We start from the raw sequence: 25646 nt of genomic DNA, 5'->3' as shown, positions 1-25646 counted from the left end.
GCCGAACCTTGCTTAGTATCGAATCAGAACGGCAAGTTCATAGGCTGTGTCTAAACGGCGCTCATGCGAGCTTCGTTGACAAACCAGTCTGCCCGGCCTCGATGACGGGCCCGCGTTGCAGCGCGTCGAGCACGGCCGGCGGGATGGCCGCCGGCCGGATACCGTGACGGTCGACGCAGCCGAGGCGGATCTGCCCGGCCACGAGCAGCGTGTCGCCGCACCAGGCTTCCTGCGTGAATTCCACCGATGCGCGACCGATGCGTCCGGGCCGGCTCGTGATCGTCAGCGTGTCGTCGAGTCGCGCCGGCGCGCGGTAGTCGAGCGACGTGCTGCGTACGATGAAGATCGCATCGGTATCGTCGGCGAGCCGACGCTGGTCGACGCCGCACGCGCGAAGCCACTCGGTGCGGGCGCGCTCGAAGAACTTCAGGTAGTTGGCATAGAAGACGATGCCGCCTGCATCGGTATCCTCGTAGTACACGCGCACCGGCCAGGTAAAGCCGGACGGCGCTTCCGGGGAGCGGGTAGGCTGAGTCATGGCGCGCATTCTACCGGAAGGCAAAGACCGGATTCGTAACCGATTCGTAACGGAATGTAGTGCGTCGTAGCACACCGCGGGCCGGCCGGAGCCGGGCCTGCGGCTGCGGGCGACGTGTCAGCCGCGATGGATCGTGAGGCCGGCCGGGGCTTGCGCGACCGGCATCATTTCGATCGTATTGATATTGACGTGCGCGGGACGCGTGGCGATCCAGTAGATCGTGTCGGCGATGTCCTCGGCCGTGAGCGGCTGGACGTTCTGGTAGACGTTCGCCGCCTTTGCATCGTCGCCACGGAAGCGGACGTTCGAGAATTCCGTGCCGCCGCACAGGCCCGGCTCGATGTCGGTGACGCGCAACGGCGTGCCGATCAGGTCGGTACGCAGGTTCAGGCTGAATTGTCTGACGAAAGCCTTGGTCGCGCCGTATACGTTCCCGCCCGGATACGGATACGTGCCGGCCACCGAGCCCAGATTGAAGATATGGCCGCGACCGCGCGCGATCATGCCGGGCAGCAATGCGTGCGTGACGGTCACGAGGCCCGAGCAGTTCGTGTCGATCATGGTCTGCCACTCGTCGAGGCTCGCGTTCTGGGCCGGCTCGACGCCGAGCGCGAGGCCGGCGTTGTTGACGAGCACGTCGAGCGCGGCGAATTCGGCGGGGAGGGCGGCCGGCACGGCCTCGACTGCTGCGCGGTCGCGCACGTCGAGCTCGAGCGGCAGCAGCGCGTCGCCGAGTTCGGCCGCGAGCGCGTCGAGGCGATCCTTGCGGCGTGCGGTGGCGACGACGCGATGGCCGCCCTTGACGAAGGCGCGGGCGATGGCGGCGCCGAAGCCGGCGGACGCACCTGTGACGAACACGATCATTGCTGCTCCTGGTCGGTAACGGAATAGCGGGTGGAATCCCGCAAGCCTACTGAGAATGCCGCACCGCGGCAAGACGGCGAAGCGTTTCGGCACGGGCGCGTAGAGTCCGGCCCTTATTGTTTGGAGGCCGCTGCCGGGCGGTTGCCTATTCATGACGCATCCAATACACTAATGCGCTCATCACCCCTGCGTGACTGGCGATAGAACCCTTCGGGTTCAAGGTGGAGCATCCCACCGTGAAGCGCGGGGCGCCGTTTTTGCCGTTCGCCTGGGCAGCCGTTGTGCGCCGTCGCGTGCATCGCCGGTGGCTGTCCTGCCTCGCGTCATACGGATTCTTCCGCCACGTCGAGCTGGTCTCGCCAGCAGCGCACCGTACTCGGCCGCTCCGGTCAACCTGTACACACTTAACGGAAACCGTATGTTTGACAGAGCCCAAAGCACCATTGCGAACGTCGATCCCGAAATCTTTGCAGCGATCGAGCACGAAAACCGCCGCCAGGAAGATCACATCGAGCTGATCGCGTCGGAAAACTACACGAGCCCGGCCGTGATGGCCGCACAGGGCTCGCAGCTCACGAACAAGTACGCGGAAGGGTATCCGGGCAAGCGCTACTACGGCGGCTGCGAGTACGTCGACGTGGTCGAGCAGCTGGCGATCGACCGTGTGAAGCAACTGTTCGGCGCGGAAGCCGCGAACGTGCAGCCGAACTCGGGCTCGCAGGCGAACCAGGGCGTGTTCTTCGCGATGCTCAAGCCGGGCGACACGATCATGGGCATGAGCCTCGCGCATGGCGGCCACCTGACGCACGGCTCGCCGGTGAACATGTCGGGCAAGTGGTTCAACGTGGTGAGCTACGGCCTGAACGAAAACGAAGACATCGACTACGAAGCGGCCGAGCAGCTCGCGCAGGAACACAAGCCGAAGCTGATCGTCGCGGGCGCGTCGGCGTTTGCGCTGAAGATCGACTTCGAGCGTCTGGCGAAGATCGCGAAGTCGGTGGGCGCGTACCTGATGGTCGACATGGCGCACTACGCCGGTCTGATCGCGGCGGGCGTGTATCCGAACCCGGTGCCGCACGCGGACTTCGTGACGACGACGACGCACAAGAGCCTGCGCGGCCCGCGCGGCGGCGTGATCCTGATGAAGGCCGAGTACGAGAAGCCGATCAACTCGGCGATCTTCCCGGGGATCCAGGGCGGCCCGCTGATGCACGTGATCGCGGCGAAGGCCGTGGCGTTCAAGGAAGCACTGTCGCCGGAGTTCAAGGAATATCAGCAGAAGGTCGTCGAGAATGCACGCGTGCTGGCCGAAACGCTGGTGAAGCGCGGGCTGCGGATCGTGTCGGGCCGCACGGAAAGCCACGTGATGCTGGTCGACCTGCGCGCGAAGAACATCACGGGCAAGGCAGCGGAAGCGGCGCTCGGCGCGGCGCACATCACGGTGAACAAGAACGCGATCCCGAACGACCCGGAAAAGCCGTTCGTGACGAGCGGCGTGCGGCTGGGTTCGCCGGCAATGACGACGCGCGGTTTCGGGCCGGCGGAAGCCGAGCAGGTCGGCAACCTGATCGCCGACGTGCTGGAGAACCCGGAAGACGCAGCGACGATCGAGCGCGTGCGCGCGCAGGTCGCCGAGCTGACCAAGCGTTTCCCGGTCTATCGCTGATCGCCGATGCGCTGCCCGTTCTGCCGGCATGACGACACGCAGGTGGTGGACTCGCGCGTGTCCGAAGATGGCGCCGCGATTCGGCGGCGCCGTCGCTGTTCGGCTTGCGACAAGCGTTTCACGACGTACGAGCGGGTCGAGTTGTCCCTGCCGTTCGTCGTGAAGAAGGACGGCAGCCGCACGGAATTCGACCGTCGCAAGATCGTCGCCAGCATGCAACTCGCGCTGCGCAAGCGGCCGGTTGCCGCCGACGCGATCGACGCGGCGGTTGCCCGCATCGAGTATCAACTGCTCGCGACTGGCGAGCGCGAAGTGCGTAGCGAGAAGCTGGGCGAACTCGTGATGAACGAGTTGCGCGGCCTCGATACGATCGCGTATGTGCGCTTCGCATCGGTGTATCGCCAGTTCGAGGACGTTTCCGAATTTGCCGACGTGATCGAAGAGTTCCGTCGCGCCTCTCCCGCCAAGACCCCGCGTAAGCGCTGACGCGCTACGTTCGTTCATCGTCTGCTCCATTGGTTCGATTCGCGCCGATTGTGTCGGTTGCGATCGCATGTCGCCAGTCGGCCGTTCGGTCAATGGCGCGCATCCGCACGCGCCGCTACAGTCGTCGCATCACTGTTGCGGAGGACGATTGCGATGAAACCGGGCGCTCAACCCCTGAAGAATTTGGTGCAACGGCCGGGCGGATTCACGCTCGTCGAGCTGATGGTCGCCATGTCGCTGGCAGCGGGGCTCGCGCTCTATGCGGTGCCCGCGTTCGACCAGTGGCGCATGCGCGAACGCGTGGATGCCCGCTCGCGCGCGCTGCTCGGTGCGCTGTCGTTTGCGCGTGCCGAGGCAACGCGTCTCGGCGCGCGCGTCACGCTGTGCCGTGCCGGGCGCGACGGCGCCTGTCTGCGTGCCGAAGAGCGATGCGATCTGGCCGAGTGGTCGTGCGACTGGATCGTCAGTGGGCATGTCGACGGGCAGTCGCGTGTGCTGCGACGCTACCCGCGCGATGCCGAAGTGGCCGTCGCGGGCGCCGCGCATGAGCTCGCGTTTGCGCCGCCGGTCGGTCAGGCGGTCGGCGGAATCCGGCGTTTCGAGGTGCGTCCGCGGCGCAGCGTATCGGGCGCCGACGACGCGCGCGCATCGCGTTGCGTGCGGATTGCGGCAGGCGGTCGCGCGCGGATGGTCGCCGGCCGTTGCGACGCGGCGTGACCGCCATGCGCAATGCCATGCGCGGAACGTCGTTGATCGAGGCGACGCTGGCCATCGCGCTGCTCGCCACCGTGATGCTGGCAGTGGCCGGCAGCCAGCTCGCGATGGCGCGTGCGCAGCGCGCGACGATCTGGCGCGAACGCGCGCTGTGGCTGGCCGATGCGCGCATCGAACGTCTGCATGCTGCCGCGGCGGCCGACGACGGCCTCGCGGCGCTGGCGGTCGCATCGTTGCCGGGCGGCGCGATGACGCTCGATGGCGGGCCGGGCGGCGTGCGCTACGTGGTTGTCCGCTGGCGTGGCGGCGATGGACTCGCGTCGGTGCGCTGCAATGCCGCGGGAATGTCGGCGCAGCTGCCGTCGTGTGTCCGTATTCCATTTCACGAGCGGGCGGGCGATGAACGTTGATCGCCATATGCGTGGCCATACGCTGCTCGAAGTGCTGATCGCGATGACCGTCGGGCTCCTCGTGCTCGCGGCGGCCGGTGCGCTGTACCATGCGCAGCGCATTGCGCAGCGGCGCGCGGAAGACGGGTTCAGGATGCGCGACGCCGCCGCGACCGCGCTGACGCTGATCGGTCAGCAGATCCAGATGGCAGGATTCCTGCCGCTCGATGCACAAGCGCCATCGTCGTTGCCGCCGGTGTTCGGGTGTTCGACGGCGCGCGTGCGGGGTAGCGGCGCAGAGGTGCGCTGCGAGCTTGCGCGTCTGTCGTCCGACGCGGTGCTGGTCCGGTATGTCGGCGATGCCGTATCGACGTGGACGACGGTGAGCGGCCACGCGTCGGATTGCCTCGGGCAGGGTGTCGGCGAGCCGGGCGAACCTGCGCCGGTGGAGAATCGCTTCGACGTACATGTCAGCCCGTCGACGGGCGAGCCCGAACTGTATTGCGAAGGAAGCGGCCGTCCGGGCACGCCGCAGCCTGTCGCGGCGGGAATCGATCAATTGCGCCTGCGTTATTTGCGTCGCGGCGCCACGCGGTTCGTCGACGCCGATGCGATGCGTGCCGACGACTGGCGCGAGGTCGTGGCCGTGCATGTCTGCGTGCGCGCGCGCGGCGAGCCGATGCGCGAACCGACGCGGCATGTCGACTGCGACGGCCGCGTCGTCGTTGCACCGGACGGCCGCGCACGTTTGACGCTCGATTGCATCGTCGCGTTGCGGAACGTCGCGCCCGCATCCGACGCTGCGTTGCATGATGCAACTCGAGCAAGCGAGGTGGCGCGATGAGCGGCGCAACGCAGTGCGCGCGGGACGACATCTCCACACGCGTGAAGGCGAGCCACGCCCAAGCGCGCACCGTCGCACGTGATGACAACCAGCAGCCGGCTGCAGGCGCGGGCGTTTCGCCTGCGAGCCCGCGCGAGTCGCACATGCGTTTCCGGCCGGCCCGCCGCGCGTGGCGCCGCGACGCAGGCCTTGCGTTGCCCGCGGTGATCGCGGTCGGCGCAGCAGTCGCGGCACTGACCGGCACATGGTTCGATGCCGCATTGACGGAGTCGCGCCGCACCCGTGCGTTGTCGGATCGGCTGATCGCATTCCACGCGGCCGATGCCGCGCTTGCCGCGTGCACTGCGCGATTGCTGCGCGGCTCGGCACCGTATGTGAGCGAAAGGGACTCGCACGCGGAGCCCGACGCCTGGCGTCGCATGCCGCCGCTGGCGACTGCCGAAGCGTTCGCGCCTTTCGCCGAATGGCCGATGGCCGCGCAATCGCCGCGATGTCTGATCGAGGCGTGGCGGCGCCCGTCAGCGCAGGCCGGCGACCGCGCTTACCTCGTCACCGCGCGTGGCGTCGGCGCGCACGCGTCGAGCGCCGTGTGGCTGCAACACCAGGTCGTGATGCGCGACGGCCACATCGTCGTGTTGCGCTGGCGTCGTGTCGCCGCGGTGCTTCGATGAACGGCCGCCTGTCCCTGTGCCGAGCGGCCGGATTCACGCTGATCGAGCTGATGATCGTGCTCGCGATCGTCGCGGTGCTGGCCGGGTGGGGTATCCCGTCGTATCGCGAGCATGTCGCACGGGTTCACCGCGCGTCGGCGGTATCCGCGCTGTATCGTGCGGCCCAATATCTTGAAACGCTGGACGGTGCGCCGCCTGCGGCGTTGCCGGACGCGCTCGCGCAGGCGCCGCCGGATGGGCATGCCGTGTATCGATTGGCGCTGGGGCGGCCGGACGGCGACGATTCGCCGGTGAGCTACGAACTGGCGGCGACGCCGCTCGACACCGGTCCGATGCGCGACGATGCGTGCGGCACGTTCACGCTGCGCTCGGACGGGACGAAAGGCAATGCGGGAAGCGAGGGTGTCGACGAACCGGGCGCTGTCTGCTGGGGCGTGCGCTGAGTTCGCCGGGAGGGCGCGCAGCGGCGCGTGGCCGCGCGCGCGGGGTGCCGACGGTCAGTCGTCGCGTGGGTCGAGCCCGCGCTCGTCGCGGGACTGCTTCCAGATCCGGTAGACCTCCCATGCGGCGAAGCCGAGCGTGCCCCACTTCAACGCGGGGCCCGTGCTCGCGCGCAGCAGCGAGCGAACGGGTTTCGCCAGCACGAGCGATGCGAGCGAGCTCAGCATCGGATACTGGTTGACGAGCTGGCCGAGGCTTGCGTTCAGGTTCCTGGCCGACTGGCCGAACCTGCTGGTCGACAGCCCGGGGATGAACACCTTGAGCCAGCTGAAGCGCGTGACGGCGTGGCGCATTTCGGCGGCGGCCTCCGCAAATTCGAGCCGCTCGACTTCGGATCGCAGGATCAGCAATTCCTTGCGAAGCGCACGGTGCTGCGACGCGCTCCAGTTCGATCGCGACGAATGGGAGCGGGAGGGATTGCCCGTGATGTTCTGGCTCATGGCGCGTCGGCGAAGTAGGTGGGAGGGACGAGCGCGAGCGCGCTCACGGCTTGCCGCGGAACAGGTCGCGGTCTTTCTCGAGTTCGGCCAGCGTCGCCTCGAACACGGTCGGCGCGTCGCGCAGGCCCGAGCGCGCCTTCAGCGCGCACGCGATGCCGCCAATGGCATACAGCGCGGTGATCGCGGCAAGCGCCTGCCAGCGGTAGGTATCCCAGAACGCGATCGCGATCAGCACGGTCAGGCTGATGAGCGCCATCGTCGCGAGCATCATCGCGGCGAGGCCGAGGAACAGCACGCCCATCAGGCGCTCCTTCTCCTCGGCAAGCTCGATGCCCACCAGTTCGAGGCGCGTCTGCAGAAGGCCGATGGCGGAGCCGACGAGGCGGCGCAGCGGTCCTTGACCGGACGGCTGCGAGGGGGTGTCTGTCGTCATGGATGAGGTGCTTGCGCGTGCAGTAAGCAGCTAGGACCAAGCCGGCCGGCGCAAGCCGGCCGACTTCGACGCCCGCGGGTCGCGCGACGCGGCCCGCGGGGCGAAACGGCGCAGAGCGCGTTACTTGCGGTTGATCAGCAAGCCGATCAGCACGCCGACGCCGGCAGCCACGCCGATCGACGTCCACGGATGCTCGTGCACGTAGTCGTCGGTTGCCCGCGCGGCCTTCTTGCCTTTCTCGACCACCACGACCTGGACGTCGGCCGCCTTTTCCTTGGCCTGCTTCAGGCGAGACATGGCCTTCTCGCGCAGCTCGGCCGCACGGTCGCCCGTGCTGCTCGCTGCTTGCTTGAGCAGGTCTTCGGCGTCCGAGAGAACGGTTTTGATATCCGACATCAGTTTCTCCTTGTTGATTTCCGACATTGCAACTCCCTTCGTGCTGTCATGCTGCAGGTTCACATCGTAGCGAAACCCCTGCCTGCTGGCGAGCCGGGAAGACACACGGCGGCAGCGCAAGACTGCATGGTAAACGACTTGTAATCATGAACAGAGCGACAAAGGATTGAAAAGTTTCCCTTGCCGCCCACCGTCCTACCACGACGCCGGGTAAAAATGACAAAAAAGTATGAATATCAAACGGAATATTCGTTCGCACGGCCCATTGCTTCCCGTAAGCTGATGGACTGCCCCGCGCTGTCCGGCGCGCGGTTTCAACCAGCATCGTTCGAGGAGGGAACATCATGAGTCTGCGTCTTGGTGACATCGCACCGGATTTCGAGCAGGAATCGAGCCTGGGCACCATCAAGTTTCACGAGTGGCTCGGCAACAGCTGGGGCGTGCTGTTCTCCCATCCGGCCGACTACACGCCGGTGTGCACGACCGAACTCGGGCTGACCTCGAAGCTGAAGGGTGAATTCGAGAAACGCAACGTGAAGGTGATCGCGCTGTCGGTCGACGGCGTCGAATCGCACAAAGGCTGGATCAACGACATCAACGAAACGCAGTCGACGGTCGTGGGCTTCCCGATCATCGCCGACGCGGACCGCAAGGTGTCGCAGCTGTACGACATGATTCACCCGAATGCGAACGAAACGCTGACGGTGCGTTCGTTGTTCGTGATCGACCCGAACAAGAAGGTGCGGCTCACGATCACCTATCCGGCCAGCACGGGGCGCAACTTCGACGAAGTGCTGCGCGTGATCGATTCGCTGCAACTGACCGACAATTACAAGGTCGCGACACCCGGTAACTGGAAGGACGGCGACGACGTCGTGATCGTGCCGTCGCTGCAGGATCCGGAAGAGCTGAAGAAACGCTTCCCGAAGGGCTTCAACGCGGTGCGCCCGTATCTGCGCCTGACGCCGCAGCCGAACAAGTAAGCATCGGCGGCCCGGCGCAGCGGCTCCGATGCAGAAAAGCCCGCCCGGCAGCGATGCCGGGCGGGCTTTTGCATGGTGGCGTGCGCGGCGTCGTCGCCGGCCGCGTCATGGCCGGATCGTCAGAAGAATGCCTGGATGCCCGTCTGCGCGCGGCCGAGGATCAGTGCGTGGATGTCATGCGTGCCTTCGTACGTGTTGACCACTTCGAGATTCACGAGATGGCGCGCGACGCCGAATTCGTCGGAGATGCCGTTGCCGCCGAGCATGTCGCGGGCGAGACGGGCGATGTCGAGCGCCTTGCCACATGAATTGCGCTTCATGATCGACGTGATCTCGACGGCGGCCGTGCCTTCGTCCTTCATCCGGCCGAGGCGCAGCACGCCTTGCAGGCCGAGCGTGATTTCGGTCTGCATGTCGGCGAGCTTCTTCTGGATCAACTGGTTCGCGGCGAGCGGCCGGCCGAACTGCTGGCGGTCGAGCACGTACTGGCGCGCGGTGTGCCAGCAGGACTCGGCCGCGCCGAGCGCACCCCACGCGATCCCGTAGCGCGCCGAGTTCAGGCAGGTGAACGGGCCGCGCAGGCCGCTCACGTTCGGCATCAGGTTCTCTTCGGGCACGAACACCTCGTCGAGGACGATCTCGCCGGTGATCGACGCGCGCAGCCCGACCTTGCCGTGGATCGCCGGCGCAGACAAACCCTTCCAGCCCTTCTCGAGGATGAAGCCGCGGATCGCGTCCTTGCCGTTCTCTTCCAGCTTCGCCCACACGACGAACACGTCGGCGATCGGCGAGTTGGTGATCCACATCTTCGCGCCGGACAGCGAGTAGCCGCCCGGCACCTTCTTCGCGCGCGTGACCATGCTGCCCGGATCAGAGCCGTGATTCGGCTCGGTCAGGCCGAAGCAGCCGATCCATTCGCCGGTCGCGAGCTTCGGCAGGTATTTCTGCTTCTGCGCGTCGGAGCCGAATTCGTGGATCGGCACCATCACGAGCGACGACTGCACGGACATCATCGACCGGTAGCCCGAATCGACCCGCTCGACTTCGCGCGCGATCAGCCCGTAGCTCACGTAGTTGAGGCCGGGGCCGCCGTATTCCTCCGGGATCGTCGGGCCGAGCAGGCCGACTTCGCCCATTTCGCGAAAGATGGCCGCGTCGGTGCGTTCGTGGCGGAACGCTTCGGTAACGCGCGGCGCGAGCTTGTCCTGTGCGTACGCCTGCGCGGCATCGCGGACCATCCGCTCTTCTTCGGTCAGTTGCTGGTCGAGCAGCAGCGGATCGTCCCAATGAAAAGTTGCAGCACTCATCGTCTCATCTCCTGTCGGCCCGAGTTAGCGCTTCAGCGCTTACTCGGGCCCCATGCATCGCGGTCGGCGCCGAATTAGCGCTTCAGCGCTTACTCGGGCTCCATGCATTGCGGTCGACCCGGGTCAGCGCTCACTCGGCTCCATGCTTTGCGGTCGTTCGGGGCGGGCGCCTCGACGCAGCCTGCCAGCCCGTGCATGCCGGTCCGGCAGAGGTCGCGCTTCGGCGCTTGCTCCGGGCTGATACCTGAAGTTCGCTTGACTTGCGTTTCGCTGTGCGGAACAATGTTTTGCAAATCGACCTCAGTGTAGCACCGGATGACACTTTCAACCATCGACGACACCCCCATCGACGAGCGCAAGTTCGTCGTCGCGCTCGCGCGCGGACTCGACCTGCTGCGCGCCTTCCGGCCCGGCGAGACGATGCTGGGCAATCGTGATTTCGCGGAACGCACGGGCCTGCCGAAGGCGACGGTGAACCGGCTCGCCTATACGCTGACCGTGCTCGGCTATCTGCGCTACGACGAGACGCTCGGAAAGTATGCGCTGGACGCCGGCGTGCTGTCGCTCGGCTACGCGCTGCTGTCGGGCTCGGGGACGATCGATCTCGCGCGGCCGCACATGCAGGCGCTCGCGCGCGAGATCGGCGCGGCCGTGTCGCTCGGCTGCCGCGACGGGCTCGACATGATCTATCTGGAGACGATCCGCAGCGAGACCGCGCTGACGCTCGGGCTCGCACCCGGTTCGCGGCTGTCGATGCTGACGAGCTCGATGGGGCGCGCGTACCTGGCCGTGCAGCCGGAGGACGTGCGCCGCGCGCTCTATGCCGAACTGCACCGCGCGGCCGGCGGCGCGGCCGACGCCGATGCGCTCGTCGCGGCCGCGCAGCACGCGGTGGCCGAGTTTTCCGAAGGCGGGTGCTGCTATTCGTTCCGCGCGTGGCACATGGACGTGAATGCGGCGGCCGTGCCGTTTCGCGAGCCGCGCGAGGGGCGCTGGCTGATCCTGAGCTGCAGCGGCCCCGCGTCGTCGATGGACGAGGACGTGTTTCGCACGCAGGTCGGACCGCGACTGAAGGCACTCGCGCAGCGGCTCGGGCCGACGGTCTGAGCAACCCGCGCGCGCGGGCGTTGCCGTCGCGCGCCAACCGGTTCGTTCGCGGCGGGGGCGGAAACAGAGGCGTCGCCTCGCGTATTGCGCGACGGGCGAACCGCGCTCATCATCGTTCGCCTGCTTCCCGACGACGAGGTCTGCCATGGCGCACCCCGAACCGATGGAAGGCGGATGCGCGTGCGGCGCGATCCGCTACCGTATCGCCGACGTCCCGACCGATGCCGGCTTCTGCCACTGCCGGCTCTGCCAGCGCACGACCGGGGCGGCGGTCGTCGCATCGGCATCGGTGCCGATCGACGCATTCGCATACCTGCAGGGCGAACCGACCGTCTACGCGTCGAGCGCGTGGGGTGAGCGGCGCTTCTGCGGCCGTTGCGGCGCGCAGCTCGAATACCGGCGTTCCGACGCGCCGCAGACGGTCGAGATCAATTACGCGACGCTCGACGAACCGTCGCGGCTGCGTCCGGCGTGGCACGTCTGGTACGGCGACCGTTTCCCGGGCATCGAGATCGACGACGATCTACCGAAGTACGACGATGGTGGCAGAGAATAGGCCGCACATCGGCGTCGATGCGCCGGTGTCGGGCTCGCGCGCAAGCGGGGCCGACCTTCCTGCATGAACGAACAGGAAACCGGCCGGCGCCGAGCGACGCCGCGTGCTGAAACCCGATTCCCGAAGCAACGCGATACCGGAGTCCGCTATCCGGCGGGCCACGCCCCGCGCGCGGCTTCCGCTTCCCGCCTCGCCGCTCAGACCGTCACGACCTTCGCGAACACCGGCCCCTGCATGAACCGCACGTCGTGCTGGCGAAGCAACTCGCACTGCGTCTCGTCGACGACGCCGTCGAAGATCAGCGGAATCCGCACGCGCTGCGCATAGGCGACGAGCGCCTTGACCATCCCGTCGCGCAATGCGATGCCCGCATCCATCTTGATGTAGTCGGGCCGCGCCATGTCCGATTCGACCGCGAGGATGCGGCCCGGGTCCGGCAGCTTGTCCGCGACCTTGAAACCGTGATGCTGGTAGCTGCGGGTCAGGTAGCCGAGGAACGTCTTGTGGGCGACCGCGACCGCCGGCAGCTCGATCACGATCCGCTCGGTCGGCAGCCCGAAGCGCTGCAGCACCGACGAGAAATGCTTGCCGTGGTCGTACTTCACGCTCTTGAGCAGCCGCTCGTGCACGCGCAGGAACAGCAGCCCGTGGCGTTGCGCGCCGAAGAAATTGATCGCGTGCAGCGCGCGCGACAGGCGGTCGATCGCGACCAGCGTCTGGTCGTCGACGGCCGCGTCGACCGGATCGTGCTGCGCGCCGGTGACGAGCGTGACGGCCTGAAAGCCGAGCTCGTCGCCGTAGCGCTCGATCGCGTCGGCGAACGACGTCGATTGCGGCGAGCCGGGCATCGTCACGTCGTAGATCGGCTCGTACGCGCTGGCGAGCGTGCGCTCGGGCAGATTCGCGCACGCGGTTCCGCCTTCGGCAAGCGCGAGGTGCTCCCGCAGATACGGCAGTTGCCCGGCACGGGTGACCAGCTCGGGGATGGTAGGCGGAATCATCGGCGTGAAAAGGAAAAATGGCGGCCGAAAGGGCCGCCTCGTTGACTTGATATTAGCAGTGCGCGCCGCGCTCGGCTTGCCGTTTCACTCATATGGTTATCCCGTTCCCGAGCGAGCGATCAGGGTTTACGTTGATTTCACTATCCGTAATTGGTTTTACTATTCGTAAATCCAAGGATGTGTCGCCGATCAAGAAATGCGGCAGGCAGGCGCCGAGCAACGGCGCCGTTCGCGAATCAACAGGAAGCAAGGAGCGAGACGTGGCGGTTGACAGGACAGGCGGGCGCGCGCGCCGGCGGCAGACGGACGGGACGACGGGCGCGGCGGTGCGCGCACGGCGGGGGGTGAGGCGCGGATGGCGACCATGAGCATCGATTACCAGACGCTGAAATTCGAGTACCGCGCCCGCGCGCACGACGCGGCCGTCCACCCGGTGATCGTCGTCGGCGCGGGGCCGGTGGGCCTCGCGGCCGCGATCGACCTCGCGCAGCAGGGCGTGCCGGTCGTGCTGCTCGACGACGACGACACGCTGTCGACCGGCTCGCGCGCGATCTGCTTCGCGAAGCGCACGCTCGAGATCTTCGACCGGCTCGGCTGCGGCGAGCGCTTCGTCGACAAGGGCGTGAGCTGGCATGTCGGCAAGGTGTTCCTGCAGGACGAGCAGCTTTACGCGTTCGACCTGCTGCCCGAGGAAGGGCATGCGCGCCCGGCGTTCATCAATTTGCAGCAGTACTACGTCGAAGGCTATCTGGCCGATCGCGCGTTCGAGCTGCCGAACATCGACATTCGCTGGAAGCACAAGGTGACGGGCGTCGACCAGTCGGCCGAACACGCGGTGCTGACGATCGAGACGCCGGACGGCGTCGCGACGCTGCGCGCGCAGTACGTGATCGCGGCCGACGGCTCGCGCAGCCCGATGCGCACGATGATGGGCCTGGAAAGCCGTGGCCGCACGTTCAAGGATCGCTTCCTGATCGCCGACGTGAAGATGAAGGCGGAATTTCCGACCGAGCGCTGGTTCTGGTTCGATCCGCCGTTTCACCGCAACCAGTCGGTGCTGCTGCACCGCCAGCCGGACAACGTGTGGCGCATCGACTTCCAGCTCGGCTGGGATGCCGATCCCGTCGCGGAGAAGCAGCCGGAGCGCGTGATCCCGCGCGTGCGCGCGCTGCTCGGGCCGGACGTCGAGTTCGAGCTCGAGTGGGTGAGCGTCTATACGTTCCGCTGCCAGCGGATGGATACGTTCCGCCACGGCCGCGTGCTGTTCGCGGGCGATTCCGCGCACGGGGTGTCGCCGTTCGGCGCGCGCGGCGCGAACAGCGGCGTGCAGGACGCGGACAACCTCGCGTGGAAGCTGAAGCTGGTGCTCGACGGCCGCGCGCACGATCGCCTGCTCGACACCTATGCAAGCGAGCGCGAGTTCGCGGCCGACGAGAACATCCGCAACTCGACGCGCTCGACCGACTTCATCACGCCGAAGAGCGCGGTGTCGCGCGTGTTCCGCGACGCGACGCTGAAGCTCGCGCGCGACTGCGAGTTCGCGCGCAAGCTGGTGAACAGCGGGCGCCTGTCGGTGCCGGCCGTGCTGGCCGATTCGCCGCTCAATACGCCGGACCGCAACGGCGACACGTTTGCGTGCGCGATGCGGCCGGGCGCGGCGGCGGCCGATGCGCCGGTGCGCGCGCAGGGTGCGCCGGGCTGGCTGCTGCAGCGTCTGCGCGGCGGCTTCACCGGCGTGCTGTTCGGCTTGCCGGGCGACGCGGCCGCGCTCGCGCAGGCCGTCGACGGCCTCGCGCTGCCGGTGCGGCCGGTGCTCGTCGTGCCGGCCGGGCATGCGCAGCCGGCGGCCGGCGTCGACGTCGTGGAGGACGTCGACGGGCTCGCCGCGCGGCGCTACGACGCGCAGCCCGGCACGTTCTACCTGCTGCGTCCCGACCAGCACGTGTGCGCACGCACGCGCACGCTCGACCGTCAGGCGATCGCCGACGCACTGGCGCGCGCGACCTGCGCACGCTGAATACGATAAAGACACCGGAGACACCGTCATGCCCCCGCTCGATACCCGCCCGCGTCTGGCCGACCCCGATGCGTTCTACGAAGCGCTGATCGACATGCATCGCGACCTGTCGGACGCCGACAGCCAGCTCGTCAACGCGAAGCTGATCCTGTTGCTCGCGAACCAGATCGGCGACGCCGACGTGCTGCGCGAAGCGATGGCGCTCGCGCGCCAGGGCGTGACGCCGCCCGTGCATCCGTCCGCCGAGGTCGCGCAATGAGCGCGGCGGCCGATACGCGCGTGCTCGAAGTCGAGCGCGTGATCGACGAGACCCATCGCCCGGGTTTTCACGCGATGCTGCTCGCGCTGTGCGGGCTGTGCCTCGTGATCGACGGTTTCGATGCGCAGGCGATGGGCTACGTCGCGCCGAGCGTGATCGCCGAATGGGGCGTGCCGAAGCAGGCGCTGGGGCCCGTGTTCAGCGCGAGCCTGTTCGGGATGCTGCTCGGCGCGCTCGGGCTGTCGGTGCTGGCCGACCGGATCGGGCGGCGCCCGGTGCTGATCGGCTCGACGCTGTTCTTCGCGGTGACGATGCTCGCGACGCCGTTCGCGAGCTCGATCCCCATGCTGATGGCGCTGCGCTTCGTCACGGGCCTCGGCCTCGGCTGCATCATGCCGAACGCGATGGCGCTTGTCGGCGAATTCAGCCCGGCCGCGCATCGCGTGAAGCGGATGATGATCGTGTCGTGCGGCTTCACGCTCGGCGCGGCGATCGGCGGCTTCATCAGCGCGGCGCTGATTCCGGCGCTCGGCTGGCGCTCGGTGTTCTTCGTCGGCGGCGCGGTGCCGCTCGTGCTGACGATCGCGATGCTCGCGCGGCTGCCCGAATCGCTGCAGTTCCTGGTGCTGAAGGGGCGCGTCGCGCAGGCGCGCGACTGGCTCGCGCGCTTCGCGCCGCACGCCGGCATCGATGCGAACACGCGGCTCGTCGTGCGCGAGCGCGCGGCGAGCGGCGCGCCGGTCGCCGAGCTGTTCCGCCATGGCCGCCTGCCGGTCACGCTGCTGCTGTGGTCGATCAGCTTCATGAACCTGATCGACCTGTACTTCCTGTCGAACTGGCTGCCGACCGTGATGCGCGAAGCCGGCTATTCGCCGGGCACGGCGGTGATCGTCGGCACGGTGCTGCAGACGGGCGGCGTGATCGGCACGCTGTCGCTCGGCTGGTTCATCGAACGTTACGGCTTCGTGCGCGTGCTGTTCGCATGCTTCGCGTGCGCGGCCGTGTCGGTGGGATTGATCGGCTCGGTCGCGCATGCGCTGCCGTGGCTGCTGGTGGCGGTGTTCGCGGGCGGCTTCTGCGTGGTCGGCGGGCAGCCGGCCGTGAACGCGCTCGCGGGCCAGTATTACCCGACGTCGCTGCGCTCGACGGGCATCGGCTGGAGTCTCGGCATCGGCCGGATCGGTTCGGTGCTCGGGCCGCTCGTCGGCGGGCAACTGATTGCGCTCAACTGGTCGAACGGCGCGCTGTTCCACGCGGCCGCGGTGCCGGTGCTGTGCTCGGCGCTGTTCGTGCTGGGCCTTGCGGGCGTCACGCGGCGCAGCGGCGCGCAGGCGCCGCACGCCGCCCTGAATTGAAGGAGAAAGGAAAACGATGACGCTTGACCTGTCGAAACCGGCGGAAGCCGGCTACCTGAGCGGTTTCGCGAACGAATTCGCGAGCGAGGCGTTGCCCGGCGCGCTGCCGCACGGCCGCAACTCGCCGCAGCGCGCGCCGTACGGGCTGTACGCGGAGCAACTGTCGGGCACCGCGTTCACCGCGCCGCGCGGCCACAACCGCCGCTCGTGGCTGTATAGGATCCGTCCGGCCGCCGTGCACCGGCCGTTCGAGCCGTATGCGGGCGCGCAGCGGCTCGTGTCGGAATTCGGCGATTCGACCGACGTGCCGCCGACGCCGCCGAACCAGCTGCGCTGGGATCCGCTGCCGATGCCGGTCGAGCCGACCGATTTCATCGATGGCCTCGTGACGATGGCCGGCAACGGGTCGGCCGCGGCGATGAACGGCTGCGCGATCCACCTGTACGCGGCGAACCGGTCGATGCAGGACCGCTTCTTCTATAGCGCGGACGGCGAGCTGCTGATCGTGCCGCAGCAGGGGCGCCTGTTCATCGCGACGGAATTCGGCCGGCTCGACGTCGAGCCGTTCGAGATCGCGGTGATTCCGCGTGGCGTGCGTTTTGCCGTCGCGCTGCCGGATGGCGACGCGCGCGGCTACATCTGCGAGAACTTCGGCGCGCTGCTGCGCCTGCCGGATCTCGGCCCGATCGGCTCGAACGGGCTCGCGAACCCGCGCGACTTCCTCGCGCCGCAGGCCGCGTACGAGGATCGCGAAGGCGCGTTCGAGCTGATCGCGAAGCTGAACGGCCGGTTGTGGCGCGCGGACATCGGTCATTCGCCGCTCGATGTCGTCGCGTGGCACGGCAACTACGCGCCGTATAAATACGACCTGCGCCTGTTCAACACGATCGGCTCGATCAGCTTCGACCATCCCGATCCGTCGATCTTCCTCGTGCTGCAATCGCAGAGCGACACGCCGGGCGTCGACACGATCGACTTCGTGATCTTCCCGCCGCGCTGGCTCGCGGCCGAAGATACGTTCCGCCCGCCCTGGTTCCACCGCAACGTCGCGAGCGAGTTCATGGGGCTCGTGCACGGCGCGTACGACGCGAAGGCCGAGGGCTTCGTGCCGGGCGGCGCGAGCCTGCACAACTGCATGTCGGGCCACGGGCCCGATGCGGACACGTTCGAGAAGGCGTCGGCGAGCGACACGACGAAGCCGCACAAGGTCGACGCGACGATGGCGTTCATGTTCGAAACCCGCACGCTGATCCGGCCGACGCGCTACGCGCTCGACACCGCGCAGCTGCAGGCCGACTACTTCGAATGCTGGCAAGGCATCAAGAAACACTTCAATCCGGAGCAAAAGTGAGCGATACCCAAGACTGGCGCGCGACGCTCGACCCGGCTCGCAAGAGCTGGGTCGACACGGCGAACGATCCCGCCTGCGATTTCCCGATCCAGAACCTGCCGTTCGGAATCTTCAGCGATGCGAAGCAGGGCGCGCGCCGTGCGGGCGTCGCGCTCGGCGACCAGATCGTCGATCTCGCGGCGCTCGCGCGTGCGGGCCTCGTGACGTTGCCGGCCGATGCCGATGCGTTCGCCGCGCCGACGCTCAACGCGTTCATCGCGCTCGGTCGCGACACGTGGCGCAGCGTGCGCGTGCAGCTGTCGGCGCTGTTCTCGCGCGACAACGCGACGCTGCGTGACGATGCGGCGCTGCGCGCGCAGGTGCTCGTCGCGCAGCGCGACGCGACGCTGCATCTGCCGGTCGAGATTCCCGGCTACACCGATTTCTATTCGTCGAAGGAGCATGCGACCAACGTCGGCTCGATGTTCCGCGATCCGAAGCATGCGCTGCTGCCGAACTGGTCGGAGATGCCGATCGGCTACAACGGCCGCGCGTCGTCGGTGGTCGTGAGCGGCACGCCGGTGCGGCGCCCGAACGGGCAACTGAAGCTGCCCGACCAGGAGCGTCCGGTGTTCGGCGCGTGCCGCAAGCTCGACATCGAACTGGAAACGGGCTTCATCGTCGGGAAGGGCAACGCGCTCGGCGAGCCGATCGCGTGCGAGGACGCGGAAGCGCATATCTTCGGGATGGTGCTGCTGAACGACTGGAGCGCGCGCGACATCCAGCAGTGGGAATACGTGCCGCTTGGCCCGTTCAACTCGAAGGGGTTCGCGACGACGATTTCGCCATGGATCGTCACGCTCGACGCGCTCGAACCGTTCCGTGTCGCGCAGCCCGAGCAGTCGCCGCAGCCGCTCGCATATCTGCGGCATGCGGGCAAGCATGCGTTCGACATCGCGCTCGAAGTGACGCTGCGGGCGGAGGGCGCCGCCGACGCGACGTCGATCTGCCGCACGAACTTCAGGCACATGTACTGGACGATGGCGCAGCAGCTCGCGCATCACACGGTGGCCGGCTGCAACACGCGCGTGGGCGACCTGATGGGTTCGGGCACGATCAGCGGGCCGACGAAGGATTCGTTCGGCAGCCTGCTCGAACTGACGTGGAACGGCAAGGAGCCGATCGCGCTGAACGGCGGCGGCAGTCGCACGTTCATCGAGGACGGCGACGAGCTCACGCTCGCCGGCTGGTGCCAGGGCGACGGCTATCGCGTCGGCTTCGGCACCTGTGCGGGCAAGGTTTTGCCGGCGCGCGGCGCGTGACGGATCGCAGCGCCGGACGTTACGTGTAGGTCAAGCGTCGTCCGGAAGGACAGGGCGGCCCGCCTTGCGCGGGCCGTTTTCGTTGACCGCGGGACGGGCACGAGCGGGCCGATGCGTACCGGTGCATGATGCTGCGCGCCAACGCCAACGCCAACGCCAACGCCAACGCCAACGCCAACGCCAACGCCAACGCCAACGCCAACGCCAACGCCAACGCCAATCGTCATCAGACCGCGCGCTGCACCGCCGCGCGTCGTTCCCACAACGCGGCCGCGACGAACGCGGCGACGCAGGCCGCCAGCACGCCGACCAGCGCATTGCTGCCCAGTTGCTCCATCAACGCGCCGGCCACCAGCGGGCCGCCGAAGCTCGCCGCGCTCCACGACGCCGACACGAGCGAGCTCGCGGTGACGAGCGCCGCACCGCGGAAACGCTCGCCGCAGGCGACGAGCGACAGCGTATAAATGCTGCCGGCCGCCGCGCCGAGCACGAACAGCAGCGGCCAGCACAGCCACGGATTCGCGATCACGAACGGCAGCAGCGGCAGGCCGGCCAGCACGATCCAGCCCGCGCCGAGGTGCACGCGTTCGCGGCCGAGCTTGTCCGCGAGCCAGCCGATCGGGAACTGCATCGCGGTATCGCCGAACAGCATGATCGACGCGAGCAGCACGGCGGTCGCGCTCGCGACGCCGTGATCCATCGCATAGAGCGGCAGCAGCGACAGCGCGAGCGTGTCGAACAGCGCGAAGAAGCCGGTGCCGATGATCAACGCGGGCATGCGCGGCAGCACGTCGAGCCAGCGGCCGTGCGCTTCGTGATGTGCGTCGTCGCCGGCGAGCGGCGCACGGCGGATCGTCGCGAGCGTTGGCAGCGCGAGCAGGAACAGCGCGCCGCACAGCGCGAAGCGGATGCCCGTCGCGCCGGCGATCTGGCTGACGAGCACGGGGCCGGCCATCTGGAACAGCGTGAAATTGGTCGCGTAGATCGCGACGACGCGGCCGCGCGTCGAATCGTCGGCGAGCTGGTTGACCCATGCCTCGCCGATCGTGAACAGCAGCATCAGCGCGGCGCCGCACAGCACGCGCAGCACGCCCCACAGGATCAGGTTCGACGTGAACTGCATCAGCGCGGTGGCGGCCGCGAGCAGCACGACCGACACGACGATCGCGCGGCGCGCGCCGATATGCCGCGCGAGCGCGGTGACGAACGGGACGATCGCGAGGCCGCCGAGGGCCTGCGCGGCGGTCAGCATGCCGACGACGTTGGTGCCGTGCCCGGCTTCGGTCAGGGCAAGTGCGGTGAGGGGCAGCGTGGCGCCGGTGCCGAGGCCGACGACCGCGACACTCAGGATCAGCGCGAGGAAATCGCGATTGAGAATGGCTTTCATCGGCCGCGATGCTACACCGCGGCCCTTGAAAGGTCCATGAACGCCGTCACGTCTGGGGCCTGTTCACGCTAATAACGGGCTTGCGCTGGCCCGACAAAGGATTTTTTCAATCAGGGGAACGTGCGTTGCCGGCCGCATTGCGGCGTCGCGCGTCGCTTGTTTGGCTCGGCCAAACGGCGCTCCTTGCTTCTTGCACTGCAGCCGGCAACGCACGTTCGCAAGCCCGTTATTGGCGTGAACAGGCCCTATAGGAGTTGCGGACGCAACGATTGCCGCAGGGTTGCGTTACACGTATTCGGTCGGTACGGCCATCGGCCGGCGTTCGAGCGACGCCGACCACAGCGTGAGCGCGAGCGCCGCGACGGCCATCGCGACGCCGACCCACGGCAGGCTCACGAGCGACACGCCGGAGCTGATCGCCATCCCGCCGAGCCATGCGCCGGTCGCGTTGCCGAGGTTGAACGCGCCCTGGTTCAGCGTCGACGCGAGGTTCGGCGCGTCGCTCGCGCGATCGACGATCATGATCTGCAGCGGCGGCACGATCGCGAACGCGAGCATGCCCCATACGAAAACCGTCGCGAGCGCGGCGAACGGCAGGTGCATCGTGCCGGCGAACAGCGCGAGGACGATGCCGATCAGCGCGAGCGTCGCGATCAGCGACGGCATCCGGCGCCAGTCGGCGAGCCTGCCGCCGAGCGTGCCGCCGACCGTCAGGCCGAGGCCGAACAGCAGCAGCACGTAGGTGACCTGATGCGGCGAGAAGCCCGTCACGTCCTCGAGGATCGGCGTGATGTACGTGAACACGCTGAACAGGCTCGCGGACGCGAGCACGCTGATGCCGAGCACCATCAGCACCTGCGGGTGCTTCAGCACGCTGAATTCGCGCGTGATGCTGGTGTCCGGCATCGCGAGGTTTTTCGGCAGACACACCGCAAGCGCGGCGGCCGCGGCGATGCCGATGCCGGTGACGGCCCAGAATGTCGCGCGCCAGCCGAACGCCTGGCCGAGCGCGGTGCCGAGCGGCACGCCGAGCACGTTCGCGAGCGTGAGGCCGGTGAACATCAGCGCGATCGCCTGTGCGCGGCGGTTCGGCGCGACGAGGTTGCTCGCGACCACCGAACCGATGCCGAAGAACGCGCCGTGGCAGAACGCGGTGACGACGCGCGCGGCCATCAGCACCGCGTAGCCGGGCGCGATCGCGCAGAACAGGTTGCCGGCGATGAACAGCCCGATCAGCCCCATCAGCGCACGCTTGCGCGGCATCTTCGCGGTGACGATCGCGAGGATCGGCGCGCCGATCGTCACGCCGAGCGCGTAGCCCGACACGAGCATCCCGGCGGCCGGGATCGACACGCCGAGGTCGCGCGCGACATTGGGCAGCAGCCCCATGATCACGAATTCGGTGGTACCGATTCCAAATGCGGCGACGGCAAGGGCGAAAAGAGGCAGGGGCATCGCGGTAGGCTCGGGAAAGAAGGCCGCTCGAGCCGGGCGCGGGATGCGCGGGACGGGCGGTCGGTGAGGCGAGAGTCAGCCGCGATTCTACTTCAGTGAAAACCCTGATGCTGGGCGCCAAAATACGTGTTGCCGGCGTGCGACGGGCGGCCGGCGGTGTGCTCACACTGTGAGATTGGCGGTGGCTCGACTGTAGGCGAGGAGCCGGCCGAACCGGGTCAGACGGTGGGCTCCGCAGCCCCGTCGAGCAGCGCGTCCGACGTTTCGGTATCGTCTCGCGACGCCGCGGATCCGGCCCCGTCGATCGCCGCCGGATCATCCCAGCCGTTCTCGAACAGGCACGCTTCGATCGGCATCCGCGCGGCCCAGCGTTCTGCTTCGAGCATCGGCTTCGCATAGAACGCATCGACGTGCCCGATGCAGAGCACGGCGATCGGCTTCGCACCGTCGGGCATCCGCAGCAGCGTGCGCAGCGCATCGACGTCGAACAACGACACCCAGCCCATCCCGAGCCCTTCGGCGCGCGCCGCGAGCCACATGTTCTGGATCGCGCACGCGGCGGATGCCAGATCCATCTCCGGCAGCGTGCGGCGGCCGAACACGTGGCGCTCGCGGCCGTCGGCGAGCGCGACGACCAGCAACTCGCCGCATTCGCGTACGCCCTCGACCTTCAGCCGCATGAATTCGTCCTGGCGCTCGCCGAGCGCGTCGGCGGTCGCGCGGCGCTCGGCCTCGACCAGCGCGTGAATGGCGGTGCGCAATGCGGGATCGGTGATGCGGATGAAGCGCCACGGCTGCATGAAGCCCACGCTCGGCGCGTGGTGCGCCGCGCGCAGCAGCCGCGCGAGCACGGCCGGATCGACGGGCGCCGGCGTGAAGTGACGCATGTCGCGCCGTTCGAAGATGGCGCGGTAGACAGCAGCGATGTCGGAGTCGTCGAAACGCATGAGCGGCAAAGGCAGGGAAGGACGTCGGCGCAACGATAGCAGACGACGCGCTCGAAACGTTACCTCAACCGAAACAATGCGCTGAATTGTTGACGATGATGGGTGCAGTGCGCGGCGGGATGCGCGAGCAAACGATTGCGGATGCGCCGCGACCCCTCAAATGCGCGGTTTTTCAGCGATTTGCCACCACGACGTTCTGCGGCGCCCGCGCATGCCACGCCTCGATGTTCAGCAGCGTCGTGTGCGCGATCTCGGCCAGCGCCTCGCGCGTGAAGAACGCCTGGTGCGACGTGACGATCACGTTCGGGAACGTCAGCAGGCGTGCGAGCACGTCGTCCTGCAGCGGCAGGTCGGAGTGATCCTCGAAGAACAGCCCGCTTTCCTCCTCGTACACGTCCAGCCCGAGATGGCCGAGCTGGCCGCTCTTGAGCGCGTCGACCAGCGCCTGCGCATCGACGAGCCCGCCGCGCCCCGTGTTGATCAGCATCGCGCCGTGCTTCATCCGCGCGAGCGTCCGCTCGTTGATCAGGTGGTGCGTCGACGGCAGCAGCGGGCAATGCAGGCTCACGATGTCGGCGTGATGCAGCAATTCGTCGAGCTCGACGTAGCGCGCGCCGAACGCGATCAGCTCGTCGTCGTACGGCGGTACCGAGTGCGCGAGCACGTGCATCCCGAAGCCCATCATGATCTTCGCGAACACGCTGCCGATGATGCCGGTGCCGATCACGCCGACGGTCTTGCCGTGCAGGTCGAAGCCGAGCAGGCCGTTCAGCGAGAAATCGCCTTCTCGCGTACGGGCGACCGCGCGCGGCAGGCGGCGGTTGAGCGCGAGAATCAGCGCGACCGCGTGCTCGGCCACCGCGTGCGGCGAATACGCGGGCACGCGCACGACCGTGATGCCGAGCCGTTCGGCGGCGGCGAGGTCGACGTGGTTGAAGCCCGCCGAGCGCAGCGCGATCAGCCGCGTGCCGCCGTCGGCGAGCCGTTCGAGCACGGCTGCGTCGACGGTGTCGTTGACGAACGGGCAGACGACGTCATAGCCGTGCGCGAGGATCGCCGTTTCCGCGTCGAGGTGCGACGGCTGGAAGTGCAGCCGATAGCCGAACTGCCGGTTGGCGGCTGTGAACGAATCGTCGTCGTACTGCCGGCTGCTGAACAGGATCACGCGCACGCTGCACCTCCGATGGCTGACGCGCGCAGTTTACTGCAGGCCCGTGACGATGTCGGAGCGTTCGGGGCCGCGCACTGGCCGCAGGAAGTCGTAGTCCGTCTGCCCGCGGGCGGACGGCGCGCCGAAGTGCTCGAGCGCGTGCTCGACGAAGCTGCGCGTACGGGCCGGCACGTACTGGCGGTTCGGATAGACGAGCGACAACTGCGCGTCGGGATCGTCGATCCGGTAGCCGGCCATCAGCCGCACGAGCGAGCCGTGGTTGAGCGCGTCGGCCACGCACGGCTCGGGCAGCACCGCGATGCCGGCGCCGGCCACGGCCGCCGCCTGCACGAGCGCGAGCTGATTGACCGTGCAGGCCGGGCGCACCGTGACCGTATGGGCGACGCCGTCGTGACCGACGAGTTGCCACGTCGGCGCGTGCTGGTGCGGTGCGAGCGTGACCCAGTCGTGGCCCGGCAGATCGTCGGGCACGCGCGGCTCGCCGCGGCGGTCGAGATAGGCCGGCGCCGCGCACGCGACGAACGGGTTCGGCGCGAGCGCATGGCCGATCAGCGACGGGTTGCCGTCGAGCCGGGTGCCCGTGACGATGCCGACGTCGTAGCCCGAATCGAGCACGTCGAGCGGCCCTTCGGCGACGGTCAGCTGCACGCGCAGCTCCGGGTAGCGGTGCCGGAAGCTGCTGACGAGCGGCGTCAGCGCGAGCGGCGACAGCAGCCCCGACGCGACGACGCGCAGCGTGCCGGCCGGTTCGCGCACGGCATGCGCGACGGACGATTCGAGGTGGTCGAATTCCTCGAGCAACGCACGGCAACCGTCGAGGTAGCGCACGCCGGCCTCGGTAAGCGACAGGTTGCGCGTGGTGCGATGGATCAGCCGTGTGTTCAGGTGGCCCTCGAGCATCGCGATCGAACGCGTGACGAGCGCATTGGACACGCCGAGATGGTGCGCCGCGCGCCGGAAGCTTTGCTGCTCGGCGACGCAGACGAATACACGCATGGTCTGAATCTGGTTCATGGCTTGCGTATTTCTGGCCCGGTTGATTGATTTTGGTTGTGATTTATCGCCGCACAACGTCGAAAGCGCATTGCGCGGCCCCAGCTCTCCCTCGTCTCGAAAATAGAATTTTCGATTCCGCAGACGATTGTTCAATACAGAGCAGATATCCGTCAACCTGAGAAAACGGGCGGCTTGCGTAAAATCGAAATCGCGAGTACCGGTTTAACGCTGCAATGCAGCAAGGACGCGCCGGAAAAACCGGCGTGGTATTGGAGTGTGCAACCGCGACGCGAAAATTTTCTATTTAAATCAATGTGTTGCGAAAAATTCGAGCAGATGGAGGCGGAGCGGTTTCGGCGTCGTTCCCCAATACATGCTGCAATAGTGGATGTTTTTTCCACGTTCGGATTTTGTGTATCGCATTCGTTCCGCGATTTGTATCAGGTGGCCGGTCCATTTCGTTCTGCCCGCGAATGAGGCTGAACCGCCGTTTTCGACCGAATCATCTCGA

At 67.6% G+C, this 25646-nt stretch carries 27 protein-coding genes and 1 riboswitch; of the genes, 15 read left to right on the top strand and 12 right to left on the bottom strand.

Translation table 11 applies throughout. From position 1 onward, the window contains the following. Positions 1-61 precede the first annotated feature (61 nt). Together ybgC and A9Z05_RS01955 are read right to left on the bottom strand one after the other, a co-directional pair. Entirely contained in the window at positions 62-547 is a 486-nt protein-coding gene (ybgC, locus tag A9Z05_RS01960; RefSeq protein WP_069616664.1) for a tol-pal system-associated acyl-CoA thioesterase, read from the bottom strand. Between the two features lie 108 nt (positions 548-655). After that, complete coding sequence (locus A9Z05_RS01955; protein WP_069616663.1) at positions 656-1402, bottom strand: SDR family NAD(P)-dependent oxidoreductase; 747 nt, start codon at positions 1400-1402, stop codon at positions 656-658. A 180-nt stretch (positions 1403-1582) separates the two neighbouring features. Next, a riboswitch (ZMP/ZTP riboswitch) is annotated at positions 1583-1683 on the top strand. A 137-nt stretch (positions 1684-1820) separates the two neighbouring features. Here A9Z05_RS01955 and glyA point away from each other — a divergent pair. From glyA to A9Z05_RS01920, 7 genes are all read left to right on the top strand, one after another. Beyond that, positions 1821-3068, top strand: a complete 1248-nt coding sequence (gene glyA / locus A9Z05_RS01950; protein ID WP_069616662.1) for a serine hydroxymethyltransferase — start codon at positions 1821-1823, stop codon at positions 3066-3068. Positions 3069-3074: 6 nt separating this feature from the next. Continuing rightward, positions 3075-3554 carry a transcriptional regulator NrdR gene (gene nrdR / locus A9Z05_RS01945; protein WP_050011738.1) on the top strand — a complete coding sequence of 160 codons (480 nt, stop codon included), beginning with the start codon at positions 3075-3077 and terminating at the stop codon, positions 3552-3554. 153 nt (positions 3555-3707) lie between these two features. Continuing rightward, positions 3708-4271, top strand: coding sequence for a GspH/FimT family pseudopilin (locus A9Z05_RS01940; protein ID WP_069616661.1), 564 nt, complete (start codon positions 3708-3710; stop codon positions 4269-4271). 17 nt (positions 4272-4288) lie between these two features. Then, positions 4289-4678 carry a hypothetical protein gene (locus A9Z05_RS01935; RefSeq protein WP_176730132.1) on the top strand — a complete coding sequence of 130 codons (390 nt, stop codon included), beginning with the start codon at positions 4289-4291 and terminating at the stop codon, positions 4676-4678. Then, entirely contained in the window at positions 4668-5501 is an 834-nt protein-coding gene (locus A9Z05_RS01930) for a type IV pilus assembly protein (protein WP_069616660.1), read from the top strand. Before A9Z05_RS01935 ends, A9Z05_RS01930 begins: the two co-directional genes overlap by 11 nt. A gap of 143 nt (positions 5502-5644) precedes the next feature. Then, positions 5645-6172, top strand: coding sequence for a hypothetical protein (locus A9Z05_RS01925; protein ID WP_176730135.1), 528 nt, complete (start codon positions 5645-5647; stop codon positions 6170-6172). Next, entirely contained in the window at positions 6169-6615 is a 447-nt protein-coding gene (locus A9Z05_RS01920; RefSeq protein ID WP_069616659.1) for a type IV pilin protein, read from the top strand. Before A9Z05_RS01925 ends, A9Z05_RS01920 begins: the two co-directional genes overlap by 4 nt. A gap of 54 nt (positions 6616-6669) precedes the next feature. On the opposite strand, the gene A9Z05_RS01915 is transcribed toward A9Z05_RS01920, so the two are convergent. From A9Z05_RS01915 to A9Z05_RS01905, 3 genes are all read right to left on the bottom strand, one after another. After that, on the bottom strand, positions 6670-7113 hold the full coding sequence (locus tag A9Z05_RS01915) for a DUF3318 domain-containing protein (RefSeq protein ID WP_069616658.1): 444 nt from the start codon (positions 7111-7113) through the stop codon (positions 6670-6672). A 43-nt stretch (positions 7114-7156) separates the two neighbouring features. Then, on the bottom strand, positions 7157-7546 hold the full coding sequence (locus A9Z05_RS01910; RefSeq protein ID WP_069616657.1) for a phage holin family protein: 390 nt from the start codon (positions 7544-7546) through the stop codon (positions 7157-7159). A gap of 120 nt (positions 7547-7666) precedes the next feature. Beyond that, positions 7667-7969, bottom strand: a complete 303-nt coding sequence (locus A9Z05_RS01905; protein ID WP_006494044.1) for a YqjD family protein — start codon at positions 7967-7969, stop codon at positions 7667-7669. 317 nt (positions 7970-8286) lie between these two features. Here A9Z05_RS01905 and A9Z05_RS01900 point away from each other — a divergent pair, with 317 nt between their 5' ends. Further along, positions 8287-8925 (top strand): peroxiredoxin, encoded by a 639-nt coding sequence (locus A9Z05_RS01900; RefSeq protein ID WP_006476788.1) that lies wholly within the window; start codon positions 8287-8289, stop codon positions 8923-8925. Positions 8926-9044: 119 nt separating this feature from the next. On the opposite strand, the gene A9Z05_RS01895 is transcribed toward A9Z05_RS01900, so the two are convergent. Then, positions 9045-10232, bottom strand: a complete 1188-nt coding sequence (locus A9Z05_RS01895; RefSeq protein ID WP_059779344.1) for an acyl-CoA dehydrogenase — start codon at positions 10230-10232, stop codon at positions 9045-9047. 315 nt (positions 10233-10547) lie between these two features. Here A9Z05_RS01895 and A9Z05_RS01890 point away from each other — a divergent pair, with 315 nt between their 5' ends. Then, positions 10548-11339: an IclR family transcriptional regulator gene (locus A9Z05_RS01890; protein WP_069616656.1), complete on the top strand. Its 792-nt coding sequence runs from the start codon at positions 10548-10550 to the stop codon at positions 11337-11339. 145 nt (positions 11340-11484) lie between these two features. Then, positions 11485-11895 carry a GFA family protein gene (locus A9Z05_RS01885; RefSeq protein WP_069616655.1) on the top strand — a complete coding sequence of 137 codons (411 nt, stop codon included), beginning with the start codon at positions 11485-11487 and terminating at the stop codon, positions 11893-11895. A 197-nt stretch (positions 11896-12092) separates the two neighbouring features. On the opposite strand, the gene A9Z05_RS01880 is transcribed toward A9Z05_RS01885, so the two are convergent. Beyond that, entirely contained in the window at positions 12093-12896 is an 804-nt protein-coding gene (locus A9Z05_RS01880) for an EAL domain-containing protein (RefSeq protein ID WP_069616654.1), read from the bottom strand. Positions 12897-13260: 364 nt separating this feature from the next. Here A9Z05_RS01880 and A9Z05_RS01875 point away from each other — a divergent pair, with 364 nt between their 5' ends. From A9Z05_RS01875 to fahA, 5 genes are read left to right on the top strand one after another with little or no spacing between them, the layout of a single operon-like run. Then, entirely contained in the window at positions 13261-14913 is a 1653-nt protein-coding gene (locus A9Z05_RS01875; RefSeq protein ID WP_069616653.1) for an FAD-dependent oxidoreductase, read from the top strand. 28 nt (positions 14914-14941) lie between these two features. Next, the gene (locus tag A9Z05_RS01870; protein WP_069616652.1) at positions 14942-15172 is read left to right on the top strand and encodes a DUF2783 domain-containing protein; all 231 of its coding nucleotides are present in this window, start codon (positions 14942-14944) and stop codon (positions 15170-15172) included. Then, positions 15169-16527: an aromatic acid/H+ symport family MFS transporter gene (locus A9Z05_RS01865; protein ID WP_069616651.1), complete on the top strand. Its 1359-nt coding sequence runs from the start codon at positions 15169-15171 to the stop codon at positions 16525-16527. The genes A9Z05_RS01870 and A9Z05_RS01865 overlap by 4 nt, the downstream gene beginning before the upstream one ends. 16 nt (positions 16528-16543) lie before the next feature. Continuing rightward, complete coding sequence (gene hmgA / locus A9Z05_RS01860) at positions 16544-17878, top strand: homogentisate 1,2-dioxygenase (RefSeq protein WP_069616650.1); 1335 nt, start codon at positions 16544-16546, stop codon at positions 17876-17878. Further along, positions 17875-19179 carry a fumarylacetoacetase gene (gene fahA / locus A9Z05_RS01855; protein ID WP_069616649.1) on the top strand — a complete coding sequence of 435 codons (1305 nt, stop codon included), beginning with the start codon at positions 17875-17877 and terminating at the stop codon, positions 19177-19179. The genes hmgA and fahA overlap by 4 nt, the downstream gene beginning before the upstream one ends. Positions 19180-19405: 226 nt before the next feature. Here the strand turns inward: fahA and A9Z05_RS01850 are convergent, their stop codons facing one another. The 5 genes from A9Z05_RS01850 to A9Z05_RS01830 form a co-directional block, all read right to left on the bottom strand. Beyond that, the gene (locus tag A9Z05_RS01850; protein WP_069616648.1) at positions 19406-20566 is read right to left on the bottom strand and encodes an MFS transporter; all 1161 of its coding nucleotides are present in this window, start codon (positions 20564-20566) and stop codon (positions 19406-19408) included. A gap of 285 nt (positions 20567-20851) precedes the next feature. Next, on the bottom strand, positions 20852-22021 hold the full coding sequence (locus A9Z05_RS01845) for an MFS transporter (RefSeq protein ID WP_069616647.1): 1170 nt from the start codon (positions 22019-22021) through the stop codon (positions 20852-20854). Between the two features lie 218 nt (positions 22022-22239). Further along, positions 22240-22968, bottom strand: coding sequence for a 5,6-dimethylbenzimidazole synthase (gene bluB, locus A9Z05_RS01840; RefSeq protein WP_069616646.1), 729 nt, complete (start codon positions 22966-22968; stop codon positions 22240-22242). 172 nt (positions 22969-23140) lie between these two features. Next, a complete protein-coding gene (locus tag A9Z05_RS01835) occupies positions 23141-24139 on the bottom strand; it encodes a 2-hydroxyacid dehydrogenase (RefSeq protein ID WP_069616645.1) in 999 nt (332 codons plus the stop codon). Positions 24140-24169: 30 nt separating this feature from the next. After that, positions 24170-25153, bottom strand: a complete 984-nt coding sequence (locus tag A9Z05_RS01830; RefSeq protein WP_069616644.1) for a LysR family transcriptional regulator — start codon at positions 25151-25153, stop codon at positions 24170-24172. Positions 25154-25646: the final 493 nt, after the last annotated feature.

Origin of the sequence: Burkholderia sp. A2 (assembly GCF_001729305.1) — a bacterium.
Taxonomy (GTDB): domain Bacteria; phylum Pseudomonadota; class Gammaproteobacteria; order Burkholderiales; family Burkholderiaceae; genus Burkholderia; species Burkholderia sola.
The sequence above is the reverse complement of the archived record's forward strand: the minus strand, read 5'-3'. Positions and strand labels throughout refer to the sequence as shown.

Bases quoted from the DNA above. Each gene is read 5' to 3' on its own strand.
- A9Z05_RS01940 (WP_069616661.1), top strand. From the start codon at position 3,708: ATGAAACCGGGCGCTCAACCCCTGAAGAATTTGGTGCAACGGCCGGGC.
- A9Z05_RS01920 (WP_069616659.1), top strand. From the start codon at position 6,169: ATGAACGGCCGCCTGTCCCTGTGCCGAGCGGCCGGATTCACGCTGATC.
- A9Z05_RS01850 (WP_069616648.1), bottom strand. From the start codon at position 20,566: ATGAAAGCCATTCTCAATCGCGATTTCCTCGCGCTGATCCTGAGTGTC.
- bluB (WP_069616646.1), bottom strand. From the start codon at position 22,968: ATGCGTTTCGACGACTCCGACATCGCTGCTGTCTACCGCGCCATCTTC.
- A9Z05_RS01865 (WP_069616651.1), top strand. From the start codon at position 15,169: ATGAGCGCGGCGGCCGATACGCGCGTGCTCGAAGTCGAGCGCGTGATC.
- A9Z05_RS01935 (WP_176730132.1), top strand. From the start codon at position 4,289: ATGCGCGGAACGTCGTTGATCGAGGCGACGCTGGCCATCGCGCTGCTC.
- A9Z05_RS01895 (WP_059779344.1), bottom strand. From the start codon at position 10,232: ATGAGTGCTGCAACTTTTCATTGGGACGATCCGCTGCTGCTCGACCAG.
- nrdR (WP_050011738.1), top strand. From the start codon at position 3,075: ATGCGCTGCCCGTTCTGCCGGCATGACGACACGCAGGTGGTGGACTCG.
- A9Z05_RS01905 (WP_006494044.1), bottom strand. From the start codon at position 7,969: ATGTCGGAAATCAACAAGGAGAAACTGATGTCGGATATCAAAACCGTT.
- A9Z05_RS01885 (WP_069616655.1), top strand. From the start codon at position 11,485: ATGGCGCACCCCGAACCGATGGAAGGCGGATGCGCGTGCGGCGCGATC.
- A9Z05_RS01925 (WP_176730135.1), top strand. From the start codon at position 5,645: ATGCGTTTCCGGCCGGCCCGCCGCGCGTGGCGCCGCGACGCAGGCCTT.
- A9Z05_RS01910 (WP_069616657.1), bottom strand. From the start codon at position 7,546: ATGACGACAGACACCCCCTCGCAGCCGTCCGGTCAAGGACCGCTGCGC.
- hmgA (WP_069616650.1), top strand. From the start codon at position 16,544: ATGACGCTTGACCTGTCGAAACCGGCGGAAGCCGGCTACCTGAGCGGT.
- glyA (WP_069616662.1), top strand. From the start codon at position 1,821: ATGTTTGACAGAGCCCAAAGCACCATTGCGAACGTCGATCCCGAAATC.
- A9Z05_RS01880 (WP_069616654.1), bottom strand. From the start codon at position 12,896: ATGATTCCGCCTACCATCCCCGAGCTGGTCACCCGTGCCGGGCAACTG.
- A9Z05_RS01845 (WP_069616647.1), bottom strand. From the start codon at position 22,021: ATGCCCCTGCCTCTTTTCGCCCTTGCCGTCGCCGCATTTGGAATCGGT.
- A9Z05_RS01955 (WP_069616663.1), bottom strand. From the start codon at position 1,402: ATGATCGTGTTCGTCACAGGTGCGTCCGCCGGCTTCGGCGCCGCCATC.
- A9Z05_RS01875 (WP_069616653.1), top strand. From the start codon at position 13,261: ATGAGCATCGATTACCAGACGCTGAAATTCGAGTACCGCGCCCGCGCG.
- A9Z05_RS01915 (WP_069616658.1), bottom strand. From the start codon at position 7,113: ATGAGCCAGAACATCACGGGCAATCCCTCCCGCTCCCATTCGTCGCGA.
- A9Z05_RS01830 (WP_069616644.1), bottom strand. From the start codon at position 25,153: ATGAACCAGATTCAGACCATGCGTGTATTCGTCTGCGTCGCCGAGCAG.
- A9Z05_RS01870 (WP_069616652.1), top strand. From the start codon at position 14,942: ATGCCCCCGCTCGATACCCGCCCGCGTCTGGCCGACCCCGATGCGTTC.
- A9Z05_RS01900 (WP_006476788.1), top strand. From the start codon at position 8,287: ATGAGTCTGCGTCTTGGTGACATCGCACCGGATTTCGAGCAGGAATCG.
- A9Z05_RS01890 (WP_069616656.1), top strand. From the start codon at position 10,548: ATGACACTTTCAACCATCGACGACACCCCCATCGACGAGCGCAAGTTC.
- ybgC (WP_069616664.1), bottom strand. From the start codon at position 547: ATGCGCGCCATGACTCAGCCTACCCGCTCCCCGGAAGCGCCGTCCGGC.
- A9Z05_RS01930 (WP_069616660.1), top strand. From the start codon at position 4,668: ATGAACGTTGATCGCCATATGCGTGGCCATACGCTGCTCGAAGTGCTG.